General features: G+C 63.4%; 13 protein-coding genes. 5 read left to right on the top strand and 8 right to left on the bottom strand.

Features of this window, described 5'->3' with window-relative positions; all coding sequences use genetic code 11:
• Nucleotides 1-67: 67 nt before the first annotated feature.
• On the top strand, nt 68-1,492 hold the full coding sequence (gene iaaH / locus IVB07_RS04875; protein WP_018453389.1) for an indoleacetamide hydrolase: 1,425 nt from the start codon (nt 68-70) through the stop codon (nt 1,490-1,492).
• Here the strand turns inward: iaaH and IVB07_RS04870 are convergent.
• A complete protein-coding gene (locus IVB07_RS04870) occupies nt 1,487-2,398 on the bottom strand; it encodes a LysR family transcriptional regulator (protein ID WP_018453388.1) in 912 nt (303 codons plus the stop codon). The genes iaaH and IVB07_RS04870 overlap by 6 nt on opposite strands.
• Nucleotides 2,399-2,673: 275 nt before the next feature.
• Between IVB07_RS04870 and IVB07_RS04865 the strand changes: the two genes are divergently transcribed.
• The 3 genes from IVB07_RS04865 to IVB07_RS04855 all read left to right on the top strand — a co-directional run bounded on the left by IVB07_RS04865 (nt 2,674) and on the right by IVB07_RS04855 (nt 6,077).
• Entirely contained in the window at nt 2,674-3,855 is a 1,182-nt protein-coding gene (locus IVB07_RS04865) for an HlyD family secretion protein (protein ID WP_247299327.1), read from the top strand.
• 117 nt (nt 3,856-3,972) lie between these two features.
• On the top strand, nt 3,973-5,586 hold the full coding sequence (locus IVB07_RS04860) for an MDR family MFS transporter (protein WP_018453386.1): 1,614 nt from the start codon (nt 3,973-3,975) through the stop codon (nt 5,584-5,586).
• A gap of 29 nt (nt 5,587-5,615) precedes the next feature.
• Entirely contained in the window at nt 5,616-6,077 is a 462-nt protein-coding gene (locus IVB07_RS04855; protein WP_026232523.1) for a carboxymuconolactone decarboxylase family protein, read from the top strand.
• Nucleotides 6,078-6,235: 158 nt separating this feature from the next.
• On the opposite strand, the gene IVB07_RS04850 is transcribed toward IVB07_RS04855, so the two are convergent.
• From IVB07_RS04850 to IVB07_RS04825, 6 genes are all read right to left on the bottom strand, one after another.
• Nucleotides 6,236-7,096: a D-amino-acid transaminase gene (locus IVB07_RS04850; RefSeq protein WP_018453384.1), complete on the bottom strand. Its 861-nt coding sequence runs from the start codon at nt 7,094-7,096 to the stop codon at nt 6,236-6,238.
• Between the two features lie 122 nt (nt 7,097-7,218).
• Nucleotides 7,219-7,950, bottom strand: a complete 732-nt coding sequence (locus tag IVB07_RS04845) for an amino acid ABC transporter ATP-binding protein (RefSeq protein ID WP_018453383.1) — start codon at nt 7,948-7,950, stop codon at nt 7,219-7,221.
• Nucleotides 7,951-7,958: 8 nt separating this feature from the next.
• A complete protein-coding gene (locus tag IVB07_RS04840; protein WP_018453382.1) occupies nt 7,959-8,651 on the bottom strand; it encodes an ABC transporter permease subunit in 693 nt (230 codons plus the stop codon).
• Nucleotides 8,652-8,655: 4 nt separating this feature from the next.
• Entirely contained in the window at nt 8,656-9,387 is a 732-nt protein-coding gene (locus IVB07_RS04835; protein ID WP_026232522.1) for an amino acid ABC transporter permease, read from the bottom strand.
• Nucleotides 9,388-9,502: 115 nt separating this feature from the next.
• Nucleotides 9,503-10,414 carry an amino acid ABC transporter substrate-binding protein gene (locus IVB07_RS04830; RefSeq protein ID WP_026232521.1) on the bottom strand — a complete coding sequence of 304 codons (912 nt, stop codon included), beginning with the start codon at nt 10,412-10,414 and terminating at the stop codon, nt 9,503-9,505.
• A 99-nt stretch (nt 10,415-10,513) separates the two neighbouring features.
• Nucleotides 10,514-11,923 (bottom strand): M20 family metallopeptidase, encoded by a 1,410-nt coding sequence (locus IVB07_RS04825; RefSeq protein ID WP_018453379.1) that lies wholly within the window; start codon nt 11,921-11,923, stop codon nt 10,514-10,516.
• Between the two features lie 241 nt (nt 11,924-12,164).
• Between IVB07_RS04825 and IVB07_RS04820 the strand changes: the two genes are divergently transcribed.
• Nucleotides 12,165-13,544, top strand: coding sequence for an LLM class flavin-dependent oxidoreductase (locus IVB07_RS04820; RefSeq protein ID WP_018453378.1), 1,380 nt, complete (start codon nt 12,165-12,167; stop codon nt 13,542-13,544).
• Between the two features lie 160 nt (nt 13,545-13,704).
• Here the strand turns inward: IVB07_RS04820 and IVB07_RS04815 are convergent, their stop codons facing one another.
• On the bottom strand, nt 13,705-15,366 hold the full coding sequence (locus tag IVB07_RS04815) for a thiamine pyrophosphate-binding protein (RefSeq protein ID WP_018453377.1): 1,662 nt from the start codon (nt 15,364-15,366) through the stop codon (nt 13,705-13,707).
• Between the last annotated feature and the right edge of the window lies 1 nt (nt 15,367).

Genomic DNA, 15,367 nt, shown 5'->3' with positions numbered 1-15,367 from the left:
CGACGAGACTTCAGCCTCTGGAGCCGAGGGGCGCCCTGATGGCGCTCCTGCAACCGGGTGACGCCTCATGGATTTCGACCAGTTGACCCTGACCCAGGCTGTGGCCGACCTCCGCGCCGGAAAAGTCACGAGCACCGCGCTCACGACGGAAGCTCTCGCCCGCGCCAAGGCCAATGCCGATCTGAATGCCTTCGTCACCCTGGACGAGGCCGGCGCTCTGAAGGCTGCGGCCGCATTCGACGCGAACGACAACAAGGACAAGCCGCTCGGCGGTGTTCCCATCGTGATCAAGGACAATATCGAGGTCACGGGGCTCCCCTGCAGCGCAGGAACGCCGGCGCTGAAGCATTACGTTCCGAGGGCCGACGCGCCGGTGGTCGCAAAATTGCGCGCGGCGGGCGCGGTCATCATCGGCAAGACCAGCATGCACGAGCTCGCTTTCGGCATCTCCGGCTACAACACCGCATTCAAGACCGGCGCGGAGTTCGGCGTGCGCAACGCCTATGACCGCACCCTGATCGCGGGCGGCTCCTCCTCAGGAACGGGCGTCGCGATCGGCGCGCGGATCGTCGCGGGCGGGCTCGGCACCGACACTGGCGGATCGGTCAGGGTCCCCGCCGCACTGAATGGATGTGCCTCGCTGCGTCCGACGGTCGGACGCTATCCGCAAGCTGGCATCGCGCCGATCTCGCACACCCGCGACACCGCGGGCCCGATGGCGGCGACCGCGGCGGATGTCGAACTCCTCGACCGCGTCATAGCAGGTGGCGAAGCCGTTCAGGCGGCCGATCTGAAGCAGATGCGAATCGGCATCGTGAGGTCGATGCTGACAAATCTCGACGCTGACACCAACGCCGCTTTCCAGGCAGCAGTGGCGAAGATGAAAGCGCAGGGTGTCACGATGGTCGAGATCGAAATGCCGCAACTGGCCGAGTTCAATGGCCAGGTCAGCTTTCCGGTCGCGCTGTACGAAGCCTATGACGATCTGGTCGCCTATCTGGACCACACCGGCACGGGCCTCAGCATCGAGGCGATGGCAAGGGACATCTCCAGCGCCGACGTCAAGGGCACCTATGATGGCCTGGTGATCCCGCGCAAACTGCCTGCCCCCGATGGCACGCTGGTTGACGCCAAGCCGATCTATGACGCCGCGATCAATAGTGCACGCCCCGCGCTCCAGGTGCTTTACAGCAGGACTTTCGCCGACAACCGGCTCGATGCCATCGCCTTCCCGACCACGCCGCGCGTCGCCATTGCCTCCAATCCGGATTCCAGCAGCCTCGAGAATTTCGGGTTGTTCATCCAGAACACCGATCCCGGCAGCAATGCCGGCATTCCCGGCATCCAGATCCCGATTGCGCTCGGCGCGGTCAGCAAACTTCCGATCGGACTCGAGCTGGATGGCCCTGCAGGCAGCGACCGCCGCCTGCTTGCGCTCGGCATGGCGCTTGAAAAAGTGTTCGGACGGCTGCCGGCGCCACCCCGCTCATGAATAGGGATTGATCAGCTTCTGCTGCTCGGCGCTGTGATGCACGAGCATGTCGATAAAGGTCCTGACCTTCGCCGACAGATGATGCCGGTGCGGATAGACCGCGTTCATCGACATCTCGACGGGACGATATTCGGGCAGAAGGCGAACGAGATGACCGGCTTCGAGATCGCCCTGGACGAGAAAACCGGCCATCAGGCAGACGGCAGCGCCTTCCAGCGCCACCTTTCGCAAGGCCTCACCGCTGTTGGTGATAAAGCTGCCGGAGATGCGCACCGATGCCGGCGTGCCCTTGCGATCGAAGAAGCGCCAATCTTCGCCGAACGGATAATTCAAGTGACGGGCGCAATTGTGCGCGGTGAGCTCATCGAGCTTCTGCACGCGACCGTGCCTTTCGAGGTAGTCGTGCGAGCAGCACAGCACGTGCCGCCAGGTTGCGAGGCTGCGAACGATCAGGCTCGAATCCGGCGGCGCGGTCATGCGCAGAGCAACGTCATAGCCTTCTTCGATGAGGTCGATTTCGGCCTCGCCCATCCGCAGATCGATCTTGAGCTCCGGATAGGTCGACAGGAGCTTCGCCACCACGGGCGCAACGAACGGCACCATGTGCGTGGCGACGTGGATCCGTAGCGTGCCGCGGGGCACCGACTGCAATTCGCTCGCGATATCGTCGGCCTGTTTGATTTCGGCGAGTATCTGGATGCAGCGGTCGTAATAGGCCTTGCCGATGTCGGTGAGGCTGACCTTGCGCGTGGTGCGCTGAAGCAGCCTCACGCCGAGCCGGTCTTCCAGCGCCTGGACGTGATTGCTCACCATGGTGGTCGACATGTTGAGCTTGCGGGCTGCTGCAGAGAAGCCGCCGGTCTCGACCACCCGGCTGAAGACTTCGAGACTGGTCAATCGGTCCATGCCGACTGATTATCCGCTCTTGAGAGATAATCGCAAGGAATTCCGTCCGATTATCCATCAAACCGCTCCTGCGGGCAGCGCGGATGCGTTAGCCGCAATCCCTCGACAGGCGCGGCAATCGCTCTGGGGCAGTCGTACCTCCGGCTCGATAGATCATACGGGCCAAGGCGAGATCCCGGGACTATCCACTGTCAGCGGATAATCCTTTTGGCATTTCGCTGATTATCGATCGGACGAGGAAGACCGATAGTCTGGGTCAGCCGAAGGAGACTGCCATGTCCGAGATGCCCCGCACCAAAAACTTTCAGCAAGCGACTGAAATACCGCAAGCTACCCCGACGGCGCCGGTGCGTGGTCCCGCCCGGAATACGGTCCGGCGGGCGGCGCTGGCGCTCGCGTTCCTTGCGGGCACGGCTGCGGTTGTCCATTACGGACACGACTACTGGGTCAACGGCCGTTATCTCGAGACAACCGACGACGCCTATGTGAAGGCCGACTCCACGATCATCGCGCCAAAGGTCTCGGGCTACATCGCCAAGGTGCTGGTCAGCGACAACGAAAAGGTCAAAGCGGGCCAGCTGCTGGCGAAGATCGACGACCGCGACTTCAAGGCGGCGCTCAATCAGGCCCGCGCCGATGTCGCTGCGGCGGAAGCGGCAGTGCGGAACCTCGACGCCCAGCTCGAACTCCAGCAGCCGATCATCGAGCAGAGCACAGCCGATGTCGCTGCTGCGGACGCGAATCTGAAATTTGCGCAGGAGGAGCGCGCCCGCTACGACGACCTGATGAAGTCGGGCTCCGGCACGATTCAGCGCGCGCAACAGACTGACGCCGCGTTGCGCGCCAGCAACGCGCAACTGCAACATGCCAGGTCGGGCCTCGTGGCCGCGCAACGCAAGGTCGACGTGCTCACGACCCAGCGCGCGCAGGCTACTGCCCAGCTCGAACATGCGCGTGCGGTCGCGGAGCAGGCGACGCTCAATCTCTCCTACACCGAGATTACCGCGCCGGTCGACGGAACGGTCGGCGCCCGCTCACTGCGCGTGGGACAGTTCGTGCAGGCCGGCACGCAATTGATGGCGGTGGTGCCGCTCGATGCGGTCTATGTCGTGGCGAATTTCAAGGAGACGCAGCTCACACATGTCCGCGCCGGCCAGCCGGTCGAGCTGCACGTCGACAGTTTCCGCAACCAGACCCTGCGCGGCCATGTCGACAGCCTGTCGCCGGCGAGCGGCCTTGAATTCGCATTGCTGCCGCCCGACAACGCCACCGGCAATTTCACCAAGATCGTGCAACGGGTGCCGGTGAAGATCGTGCTCGACGACCACAGCCTGACCGGCCTGCTGCGCCCCGGCATGTCCGCGGTGCCGACCGTCGACACCAAGCAGACCGTGCTGGCCGAGCGTGAGACGGCGAAGCATCTCGCCGACAACGCGGCCCGTCCGAACGGCGGTTGAAGCCGGAAAGGTCCGGCGGGACTATCAACTCCTACCGGATGATCCTTCCCAAACTTGGTCGATTATCGAAACGAACTGCCTGATCCATCCTGTCTCCGTAACCGAGACGAGGCTTCCATGAGCACGCTCCAACCGACCGTTAATACCACGGCCGATATCCCCGCTCCCGTCGCGGCCCCCGCAACGCCCGCCGTCTCGACCAAGACCTGGATCGCCGTGATCGGCGCGACGCTCGGCGCCTTCATGGCGGTGCTGAACATCCAGATCGTCAATGCCTCACTCGCCGATATCCAGGGCGCGATCGGCGCCGGCATTGATGACGGCGGCTGGATCTCGACCTCCTATCTGATCGCGGAGATCGTGGTGATCCCGCTGTCCGGCTGGCTGGCGCAGGTGTTCTCGATCCGCATCTATCTCCTCACCAATGCGGTCCTGTTCCTGGTCCTGTCAGCCGCCTGTGCGTTGGCGCAAGACCTGCCGCAGATGATCGTGCTGCGGGCGGTGCAAGGGTTTACCGGCGGCGTGCTGATTCCGATGGCGTTCACACTCATCATCACATTGCTGCCGCGCGCCAAGCAACCCGTGGGCCTTGCGCTGTTCGCGCTGTCGGCGACGTTCGCGCCCGCGATCGGCCCGACCATCGGCGGCTATCTCACCGAGAATTTTGGCTGGCAGTACATCTTCTATGTCAACGTTGTCCCCGGCACGATCATGGTCGGCATGCTCTGGTACGCGCTCGATGCAAAGCCCATGAAGCTGTCGTTGCTGCGCGACGGCGACTGGGCCGGCATCATCACCATGGCGATCGGATTGTCGGCGCTGCAGACCGTGCTCGAGGAAGGCAACAAAGACGACTGGTTCGGCTCGCCCTTCATCGTCAAGCTGTCCGTCATCGCGGCCGTGGCGCTGAGCGCCTTCCTGATCATCGAGCTCACCGTGAAGAAGCCGCTCCTGAACCTGCGTCTGCTGGTCCGCCGCAATTTCGGCTTCGGCATGCTCGCGAATTTCCTGCTGGGAATCGCGCTCTACGGCTCGGTGTTCATCCTGCCGCAATATCTGGCCCGCATCCAGGGCTACAATGCCGAGCAGATCGGCATGGTGCTGGCTTGGACCGGCCTGCCGCAGCTGGTGCTGATCCCGCTGGTCCCGCGGTTGATGCAGAAGCTCGATGCGCGGCTCATCATCGGCGTCGGCTTCGTCCTGTTCGCGGCCTCCAACTTTATGAACATCTACATGACCGGCAACTATGCCGCCGATCAATTGCTCTGGCCCAATGTGGTTCGTGCGATCGGCCAGGCGCTGGTAATGGCGCCGCTGTCTGCGGTGGCGACCTCAGGCATCGAACCGGAGAACGCGGGCTCGGCCTCCGGCCTGTTCAACATGATGCGCAACCTCGGCGGCGCCGTCGGCATCGCGCTGTTGCAGACCCTGCTGACCAAGCGCGAGCAGTATCACTCCAACGTGCTGATGCAGTCAGTCTCGCTGTTCGAGCAGGCGACGCGGACGCGGCTGGAACAGCTCACCCAATACTTCGTCAATCACGGCATTCTCGATCGGGCGGACGCGTTGCATCGCGCCTATGTTGCGATCGGCCATATCGTGCAGAAGCAGGCCTATATCCTCGCCTTCAGCGACACCTTTTATCTGCTCGGCGTGGCCCTGATCGTCGCGCTGATCGCCACCCTCTTCCTGAAGAAGGCCGGCCACGCCTCGGCCGGCGGCGCCCACTGACGTCAACCCAGCCAGCAAGGAGAACGACCATGAAACCCCGCATGAATTTCTACCAGGCCGCACCCGACACGATGAAGGCGCTGATGGCACTGGAAGAGCAGATCCAGTCGACGGGCCTTGAGAAATCGTTGATCGAGCTCGTCAAGATCCGGGCGTCACAGATCAACGGCTGCGCCTTCTGCATCAACATGCACACCGAGGACGCCCGCAAGCGCGGCGAGACCGAGCAGCGCATCTATCTGCTCAACGCCTGGCGCGAATCACCGCTCTACACCGACCGCGAGCGCGCGGCGCTGGCCTGGACGGAATCAGTGACGCTGATCTCCGAGACGCACGCGCCTGATGACGTCTACGAGCAGGTCCGCCCGCAATTCTCCGACGCGGAGACGGTGAACCTGACCATGCTGATCGGCGCCATCAATGCCTGGAACCGAATCGCGATCGCGTTCCGTGCGGTTCATCCGGTGAAGGTGAAGGCATCGGTGGCGTGAGGTGCTGATGTGTGGAGGCCAAACTGCCTCAATACATTCGCCTGTCATGCCCCGGCTTAACCGGGGCATCCAGTACGCCGCGGCTTCTCGAGTCCAGCACTCCCGTCACGGAGTACTGGATCGCCCGGTCAAGCCGGGCGATGACGGCGGTAGGTAGCTTAAACCGCCGTCGCCTTCGCGAACTCCACGTAGATCTCGCGCAGCCGCATGGCGATCGGGCCGGGCTTGCCGTCGCCGACCTTCTTGCCGTCGATCGCAACCACCGGCTGGACGAACAGCGACGCCGAGGTGGCGAAGGCTTCCTTGGCGGCGAGCGCCTCGGCGACCGTGAAGGAACGCTCTTCGACGCGGAGCTGACGCTCTTCCGCCAGCGCCACCACCGCCTTGCGGGTGCAGCCCGGCAGGATCGCGTTGGAGTTCTTGCGGGTCACGATGACGTCGTCCTGGGTCAGGATGAACGCTGAAGACGAACCGCCTTCGGTGACGTAACCGTCTTCCAGCATCCAGGCTTCGCCCGCACCGGCTTCGGCCGCGGCCTGCTTTGCCAGCACTTGCGCCAGCAATGCTACGCTCTTGATGTCACGCCGCTCCCAGCGGATGTCGGGCACGGTGATCACATTGATGCCGGTCTTGGCCGAGGCGGCGTTGATGATGTCCTTCTCCGACGTGAACATCACCAGGCTCGACTTGACGTCGCCCTTGGGGAAGGCGAAGTCGCGGCCCTTGTCGGCGCCGCGGGTGACCTGGAGATAGACGAGGCCGTTCTCGACCTTGTTGCGTGCAATCAGCTCCTGCTGGATCTCGGTGATGCGCTCGACCGTCTCCGGGAGCCTCAGCTTGATCTCGCCGACCGAGCGCTCCAGCCGCGCCAGATGCGAGGCATTGTCGACCAACTTGCCGTCGAGCACGGCCGAGACCTCATAGATGCCGTCGGCGAACAGGAAGCCGCGATCGAGGACCGAAATTTTGGCGTCCGAAAGCGGGACGAATGAGCCGTTGACATAGGCGATCGGATCCAAGGCAGGTCTCCTGGCGGGAATAGGGATTACCCGCTGGTATAAGGGATTTGTCGGTGCCACGAAACCCTCAACCCGTCATTCCCGACCGGCGCCAGGAGGCACGTCGCGGAATGACAGTGGGATCAATGCGACAGAATCTTCGACAAGAACTTCTGCGCGCGGTCGCTGCGGGGCTTGCCGAAGAAATCGTCCTTCGGGGCGTCCTCGACGATCTCGCCGCGGTCCATGAAGATCACGCGGTTGGCGACCTTGCGGGCAAAGCCCATCTCGTGCGTCACGACCATCATGGTCATGCCCTCATGGGCGAGGTCTACCATGACGTCGAGCACCTCGCTCACCATTTCGGGGTCGAGCGCCGAGGTCGGCTCGTCGAACAGCATGACGATGGGATCCATCGCGAGCGCGCGGGCGATCGCCACGCGCTGCTGCTGGCCGCCGGACAGGTTCGCGGGAAATTTTTGCGCCTGTTCCTTCAGGCCGACCCGCTCCAGCAGCTGCATGCCTTTCGCCACCGCCTTGTCGCGCGACCGGTCGAGCACCTTCTGCTGCGCGAGGCAGAGATTATCAATGATCTTCAGATGCGGAAACAGCTCGAAGTGCTGAAAAACCATGCCGACACGCGCGCGCAGCTTGGGCAGATTGGTCCTGGGGTCGTTGACCTTAGTGCCATCGACGCTGATGTCGCCTTTCTGGAATGGCTCCAGCGCGTTGACGCATTTTATCAGCGTCGACTTGCCTGATCCCGACGGACCGCAGACCACGACCACCTCGCCCTTGGCGACGCTGGTGGTGCAGTCGGTCAGCACCTGGAAGGCCGGGCTGTACCATTTGTCGACGTGGCTGATCTCGATCATGGCAAACTCTATCGAATGATGGCGATGCGCGCCTGCAGGCGGCGAACGCCGAAGGACGCGATACAGGAGATGGTGAAGTAGACGATCGCTGCGAATAGATACATTTCGACCAGACGGCCGTCGCGCTGCGCGACCTTGCTAGCCGCACCGAGGAAATCGGTGATCGACAGCACATAGACCAGTGAGGTGTCCTGGAACAGCACGATGGTCTGCGTGATCAGGACCGGCAGCATGTTGCGGAAGGCCTGCGGCAGAACGACGTAGCGCATGGTCTGGGCGTAGGTCAGGCCGAGCGCGTTGGCTGCGGCCGGCTGGCCGCGCGAGATCGACTGGATGCCGGCACGCATGATCTCGGAGAAGTACGCGGCCTCGAACATGATGAAGGTGATGAGCGAGGACGCGAACGCGCCGACACTGATCGGACGCGACGCGCCAGTTACCCATTGCCCGATATAGGGCACCAGGAAGTAGAACCAGAAGATCACCAGCACCAGCGGCAGCGAGCGCATGAAGTCGACATAGACGCCCGCGATGCGGCCCAGCACCTTGTAGCCGGACAGCCGCATCAGCGCGATCGCCGTGCCGAAGACGAGGCCGCCGAGTGCAGCAAGCCCGGTCAGCATCAGCGTGAACGTCATGCCCTCATAGAATAGATAGGGCAGCGTGCGGATGATGACCCCGAAATCAAAATTGCTGAACATGGCGCTACTTCCCCGTGATGTAGCCGGGGATCGCGACCCAGCGCTCGAGGAAGCGCATCGCGGTCACGACGACGGCGTTGACGAGGAGATAGAGGATGGTCGCAGCGGTGAAGGCCTCGAACACCTGGAACGAGAATTCCTGCATCGAGCGCGCCTGGCCGGTCAGTTCGAGCAAACCAATGGTGATGGCCACAGCCGTGTTCTTGATGGTGTTGAGGAACTCGGACGTCAGCGGCGGCAGGATGATGCGAAAAGCCATCGGCAGCAGGATGTAGCGATAAGCCTGCAGGGTCGTCAGGCCGAGTGCGGTCGCCGCCATCTTCTGCCCGCGCGGCAGCGATCCGATGCCGGCCTGCAACTGCACGGCGACGCGCGCCGACATGAAGAACCCGATGCCAATCGCGGCCGTCCAGAACGGCGCGTTCGGCAGTTGTTTCAGCCACAATCCCGCGGACCTTGGCAACACTTCCGGCAGCACGAAAAACCACAGGAAGAGCTGCACCAGCAGCGGCATATTGCGGAAGAATTCAACATAGGCAAAGCCGAACCAGTACGCTCCCTTCGACGGCAGTGTGCGCATCACGCCGACGATCGATCCGGTGATCAGCGCGATGATCCAGGCGAGCGCACCCGTCTTGAGGGTCAGCACCAGGCCCGACAACAGCATGTCGAGATAGGTGCCGGTCCCCATCGGGTTCGGCTGGAAAAAGATTCCCCAGTTCCAGTTGTAGTTCACGTGTCCCCCGCGCGAACGCGCCAGTCATCGATGTCCTGGCGCCTATGCAAATGTCCGGCCATCCTGGAGTCAAGATGGCCGGACACGATCCCGATCGAAAGATCGAGGTTATAGCTTACTTATAATCGTCCGGGTTTGGCGAGTCCGTCGGCTTGGCAAACTCGTTCTTCAGCTCGGCCGAGATCGGCGTGTTGAGATTGAGGCCCTTCGGCGGGATCTTCTGCGTGAACCACTTGTCGTAGATCTTCTGGCCCTCGCCGGAGGTGTAGAGCGCAGCGGTCGCCGCGTCGACGACCTTCTTGAAGGCCGCGTCGTCCTTGCGCAGCATGATGCCGTAGGGCTCAGGCTTGGAGAACGCGTCCTTGGAGATGACGTAGTCATCGGGCGACTTCGAGCCGGCAACGAGGCTCGCGAGCAGGATATCATCCATCACGAAGGCGACCGCACGGTCGGTCTCGACCATCAGGAAGGCCTCGGCGTGGTCCTTGGCCGGAATGATGTTTGCGCCGAGGCTTTTTGCAACATTGGCCTCGGTGAGCTGTTTGATGTTGGTGGTGCCGGCAGTGGAAACCACCGATTTTCCCTTGAGGTCGTCAATCGCCTTCAGGCCACTCGACTTCTTGAAGACGTAGCGGCTGGCGGTCAAATAATGGGTGTTGGTGAAGGCAACCTGCTTCTGGCGCTCGGCATTGTTGGTGGTCGAGCCGCATTCGAGATCGATGGTGCCGTTCGCCATCAGCGGGATCCGGGTCGCCGAGGTCACCGGATTGAGCTTGACCTCGAGCTTGTCGAGCTTGAGCTCCTTCTTCACGGCGTCGACGATCTTGTAGCAGATGTCCATCGCGTAGCCGATGGGCTTCTGGTTGTCGTCGAGATAAGAGAACGGGATCGAGGAGTCGCGGAAGCCGAGCGTAATGGCGCCGGTGTCCTTGATGTTCTTGAGCGTGCCGGTCAGCTCCTCGGCCCCGGCCTGGCCGACGGCGAAGGTCGCGGCGAGCGCGAGGCCGATGCTACGGAAATGTTTCACGTTTTGGTCCCCTTTCAGGATGATGCCGGCGGGATGCAAGCACAAATTGGGTTGGAATAGAATGTGACTTTTGGCTGGATCGCGGCTCCGGTTAACGGCTCAGGCCGGCGGGCGCGTTAGCGGGCTTGTTAGCGGGCTTGGCAATTCCCCGAGATCCCAGAACAGGCCGGCCATCACCGTCAAGGCCTCTTCGGTCAATGGCAGCAGGATGTGCTCATTGGGCGCATGCTGGGAGCAGCCGGGATAGGAGTGCGGCACCCAGATCGTCGGCAGGCCCAATATCTCGGAAAACACGTCATTGGGCAGCGAGCCGCCGAAATTCGGCAGCACCGCCGGCACTTTGCCGGTGGTCTCCTTCACCGAATTCGCCGCCCATGCGATCCAGGGGCTGTCGAAATCGGTGCGCGATGCCGCGAAGCTCTGTGCGGCCCGCACTTCGACCATCGGAAAACCCCTTTCGACCAGATGCGCACGGACGGCTTCGATCAGGCCGTCGACCTTGGTGCCGACCACGAAGCGCAGTTGCAGCACGGCATTGGCGTGGCCGGGAATGGCGTTGGCCGGCTTCTCGATGTTTCCCGACGACATCGCCAGCACTTCGAGCGTGTTCCAGGCATAGAGCCGCTCGGCCGCCGAAAGACCCTCCTCGCCCCAGTTCTCGGCCAACGCCGGCTCGTCCTCGGTCGGCACCACCTGCACGTCCGCAAGATAGCTGCGGATCTGGTTGGTGAGGCGCGGCGGCTTCAGCGCGTCCAGCTGAAGGCGGCCGTGGCCGTCGACCAGCGTCGAGATCGCGTTGACCAGAATGGTCGCTGGGTTGGCGAGCACACCGCCCCAATTGCCGGAGTGATGGCCGCCGTCGCGAAGGTTCACATCGAGATGAATGCGGATGCCGCCACGGCAGCCGAGGAATAGGGTCGGACGGTCGGCGGACAGGCGCGGCCCGTCGGAGGCCACGAACAGATCGGCCTTGAGCGCATCGCGATTGAGATCGCAGACCTTGCCGAGATCCGGCGAGCCGATCTCCTCGCCCATCTCGAGGATGAACTTGGCGTTGAAGCCGAGCTTGCCGCCGCGGGCCTCGCGCACCGCGCGGAGTGCCGCCATGTTGATGCTGTGCTGGCCCTTGTTGTCGGCGGTGCCGCGACCGTAGAGACGCGTGCCCGAAACCGTGGTGCGCCAGGGATCGCGGCCGTCGCGCCACTCGCCTTCCATCCCGTCAACGACGTCGCCATGGCCGTAGATCAGCACGGTCGGCGCCGTCTCACTTTCGCGGCGTTCGGCGAACAGGAACGGCGCCTTGCCGCTGGGAGATTCGATCATCCGGCTTTCGAAATCGAGCGCGGCAAAAGCGGGCACCATCTCCTGTTCCAGATAGGCGCGCAGCTCGACGCTCCGGTTCGGATTCTGGCTCTCGGTCTGGTAGGCGACGCGGCGGTCGAGTTCGGCGAGGAACGCGCCCGATTCAAAATCGTCACGGGCGCGGGCGATGGCATCGGCTCTGGTCATTATTTTCTTTTTTAGGTTGCGAGGCGAAGGAGCATACCCGATACGGGCAGGCCTCCGAAAGTGGCGGGGACTTCGATAGTCTTGGGATTTCGTTCTTGCTCTCTTGAGATTGGCTTGCCAAGCGCGGCAGCGCCGCTGATTTTGGCCTTGCCAACGTCGCGCTATATGCAAGAACTTCGCCAAGTTCGGGCGCAGCTCTATCATTCGAAGAGCGCCCGGTACAGGGCGCCGGGGGACCATCATGGCCAAGCAGATCAGGCTCAATGCATTTGCGATGAATTGCGTCGCGCACCAATCACCGGGCTTGTGGACCCATCCGCGCGACCGCACTGCCGAATATAACCGCCTGCCCTATTGGATCGATCTTGCCAGAACGCTGGAGCGCGGCCGTTTCGACGGACTGTTCCTGGCCGACGTGCTCGGCGTCTATGACGTCTACGGCAACAGTCCTGACGCAGCCTTGCGCAACGCAGCCCAGTCGCCCTCGAACGATCCGCTGCTGCTGCTGTCGGCAATGGCCGCCGTGACGCAGAATCTCGGCTTCGGCGTCACCAGCAATCTCTCCTTCGAGCCGCCCTATCCGTTCGCGCGGCGGATGTCGACGCTCGATCATCTCACCGAGGGGCGTATCGGCTGGAACGTCGTCACCGGCTATCTCGACAGCGCCGCGCGCGGCGCCGGCAAGGACAAGCAGATCGGGCACGACGACCGCTACGAGATCGCGGACGAATATATGGAGGTCGTCTACAAGCTCTGGGAAGGGAGTTGGGAGGACGACGCCGTGCTGCGCGACCGCACGCGCGGCATCTTCACCGATCCCACAAAGGTCCATCGCGTCAACCACGAGGGCGCGAACTACCGCATCAACAACACCATCCACCTGAGCGAACCGTCGCCGCAGCGGACGCCCGTGCTGTATCAGGCCGGCACCTCGCCGCGCGGACGGCAGTTCGCGGCACGGCACGCCGAATGCGTGTTCATGTCGGGGCCGTCAGCCAAGGTGATCGCGCCGCGCGTATCGGCGATCCGTCAGGAGGCCGCCGCGTTCGGCCGCAATCCGGCGGAAATCCTGATGTTCTCGATGATGACGATCATCCTCGGGCGGACGGAAGCCGAAGCGAACGAAAAATATGCCGACTATCGCCGCCACATCAGCCCGGAAGGCGCGCTGGCGCTGATGTCGGGATGGACCGGAATCGACTTCTCCGGCTACGAGCTCGATCAGCAGGTGCGCCATGTTCAGAACGATGCCGGCCGCAGCGCACTCGATAACGTCACCCGCGCCGATCCCGATCGCGTCTGGACCGTGCGCGACGTCATCGAGCATGTCGGCGTCGGCGGCGCAGGTCCCGTCGTGGTCGGCACGCCGGAAATGGTCGCGGACAAGATCGAGGCGTGGTTCGAGGCGACCGATGTCGACGGCCTCAACGTCGCCTTCGCGATCTCACCCGGCGATTTCGAGGACATCGCCGACATGCTGGTGCCGGAGCTGACGCGACGCGGGCGGTACAAGGCGGAGTACGCGCAGGGCACGCTACGCGAGAAGCTGTTCGGCGAGGGGCGGGCGCGGCTAGGTGCGCCGCATCCGGCGGCAGGGTTCAGAGTGGGGAGAAAGGGGTAGCGCCGCTAGGTACGCTGTCATGCCCCGGCTTGACCGGGACATCCAGTACGCCGCAGCGTCTCGACTCAATCACCGCCGGCTCTGGAATACTGGATCAGCCGCCTTCGCGGGTGATCACGACTGATAATGTGGCGGCACCAATGCCGCAGGTGACGCTGCCCTACAGCTTCCCGTCCACCATCACCTCGATCAGTTTCGTCCCCGGCCGGCCAAACGCCGACGCCAGCGTCGCCTTCAACTCTCGGGGATCGCTGACTTTGATTGCCTCACATCCCAGCGCCTTAGCCACGCCCGCGAAATCCACCGGCGGATCGACAAAATCCATGCCGACGTAATTGTCGTCGCCGTGGAAGGCGAGCAGGCGCTGCTTGATGATGCGGTAGCCGCCATTGTTGGCAATGACCACATTGAGCGGCAGCTTGTGATGCGCCGCTGTCCACAGCGACTGGATCGAATACATCGCGCTGCCGTCGCCGGAGAAGCAGACCACCGGGCGATCGGGATTGGCGATGCTGGCGCCGACGGAGGCCGGCAGGCCCCAGCCGATGCCGCCGGAGGCAAGGCCGTGATAGCCGAAGCGATCGCGGTGCGCACGCAAGGCCGTGATCTGGCGGCTCGAGGTGAGGCCTTCGTCCACGAGGATGGCATTAGCGGGCATGGCCTCGACCATTTGCAGCACCAGCCAGTCCGGATCGATGGGGCTGCGGTCCGCGGCCTTGCCGATCTGCTCGACCAGCGCGGTGCGCCGCGCGGTCCAGTTCCTCGGCGCGAGTTCGGTCAGCCGTTGCTTCGCGCGGCTCGCCAGGGCAGCGCCGCCCATCTCCTTCAACACCGGGATCAGCGCGCGCAGCGTTTCCTTCAAATCCGCCTTCAGCGCGATCTCAGCCCCGTAGTTCTTGGCGATCTCCCAATCGCCGAGGCCGATCTGCACGATGCCAAGGCCCTCCGGCAGCGCGTCGACCTCGCTGTAGACCGACATCCGCAAGGGATCGCCGCCGAGCGCGATCAAGAGGTCGAAGGGCGCAAGCGTGTCGCGCGCGACTTTCTGGACACGTGCCAGCGTGCCGACGAAGCTCGGGCTCTCCGAGAGGAAGTGCGAGCCATAGGGCGTCGAGGATTGGTAGGCAGCCGCGCCGAGTAGTTCTGCGAGTTCGGCGGCCTCCATCAGCGCATCGCTCTTGACCACTTCGTCCATGGTGACGATCACGGGACGCTCGGCCCTGAGCAGTCGGGCGGCGAACGCCTTCAGTGCCTCATCCGATGGTCTTGTGCGAGCGTCAATGCGGGTGGAGCGACCGAGATCGATCCCTGCCTCGCTGTTGAGGATATCGCCGGGCAATGAAATGAACACCGGCCCGGTCGGCGGGGTGGTTGCGACTTTTGCGGCGCGGCGCACGATGCGCGGCAGATCCTCGAGCCGCGTCACCTCGACCGCCCATTTCACCAGCGGCTCGGCCATGCGCACCAGCGGCCCATACAGCACCGGCTCCATCAGTCCGTGGCCCTGCTCCTGCTGGCCCGCGGTCAGGATCATCGGCGTGCCCGTGAACTGGGCGTTGTAGAGCGAGCCCATCGCGTTGCCGAGGCCGGGCGCGACATGGACGTTGCAGGCGACCAGCTTTCCGGAGGCGCGGCTATAGCCATCCGCGATCGCCACCACCAGGCTCTCCTGCATCGCCATCACATAGGCGAGGTCAGGGTGATCCTTCAGCGCATGCATGATCGGCAGCTCGGTGGTGCCGGGATTGCCGAACAGATGCGTGATGCCCTCGTCCTTGAGCAACGCGAGAAAGGCGGAGCGGCCGGTGATCTTGTTCTTCATG

It is taken from the genome of Bradyrhizobium sp. 172 (assembly GCF_023101065.1).
GTDB classification, from domain to species: domain Bacteria; phylum Pseudomonadota; class Alphaproteobacteria; order Rhizobiales; family Xanthobacteraceae; genus Bradyrhizobium; species Bradyrhizobium canariense_D.
This window is presented reverse-complemented; position numbering and strand designations above follow the sequence as displayed.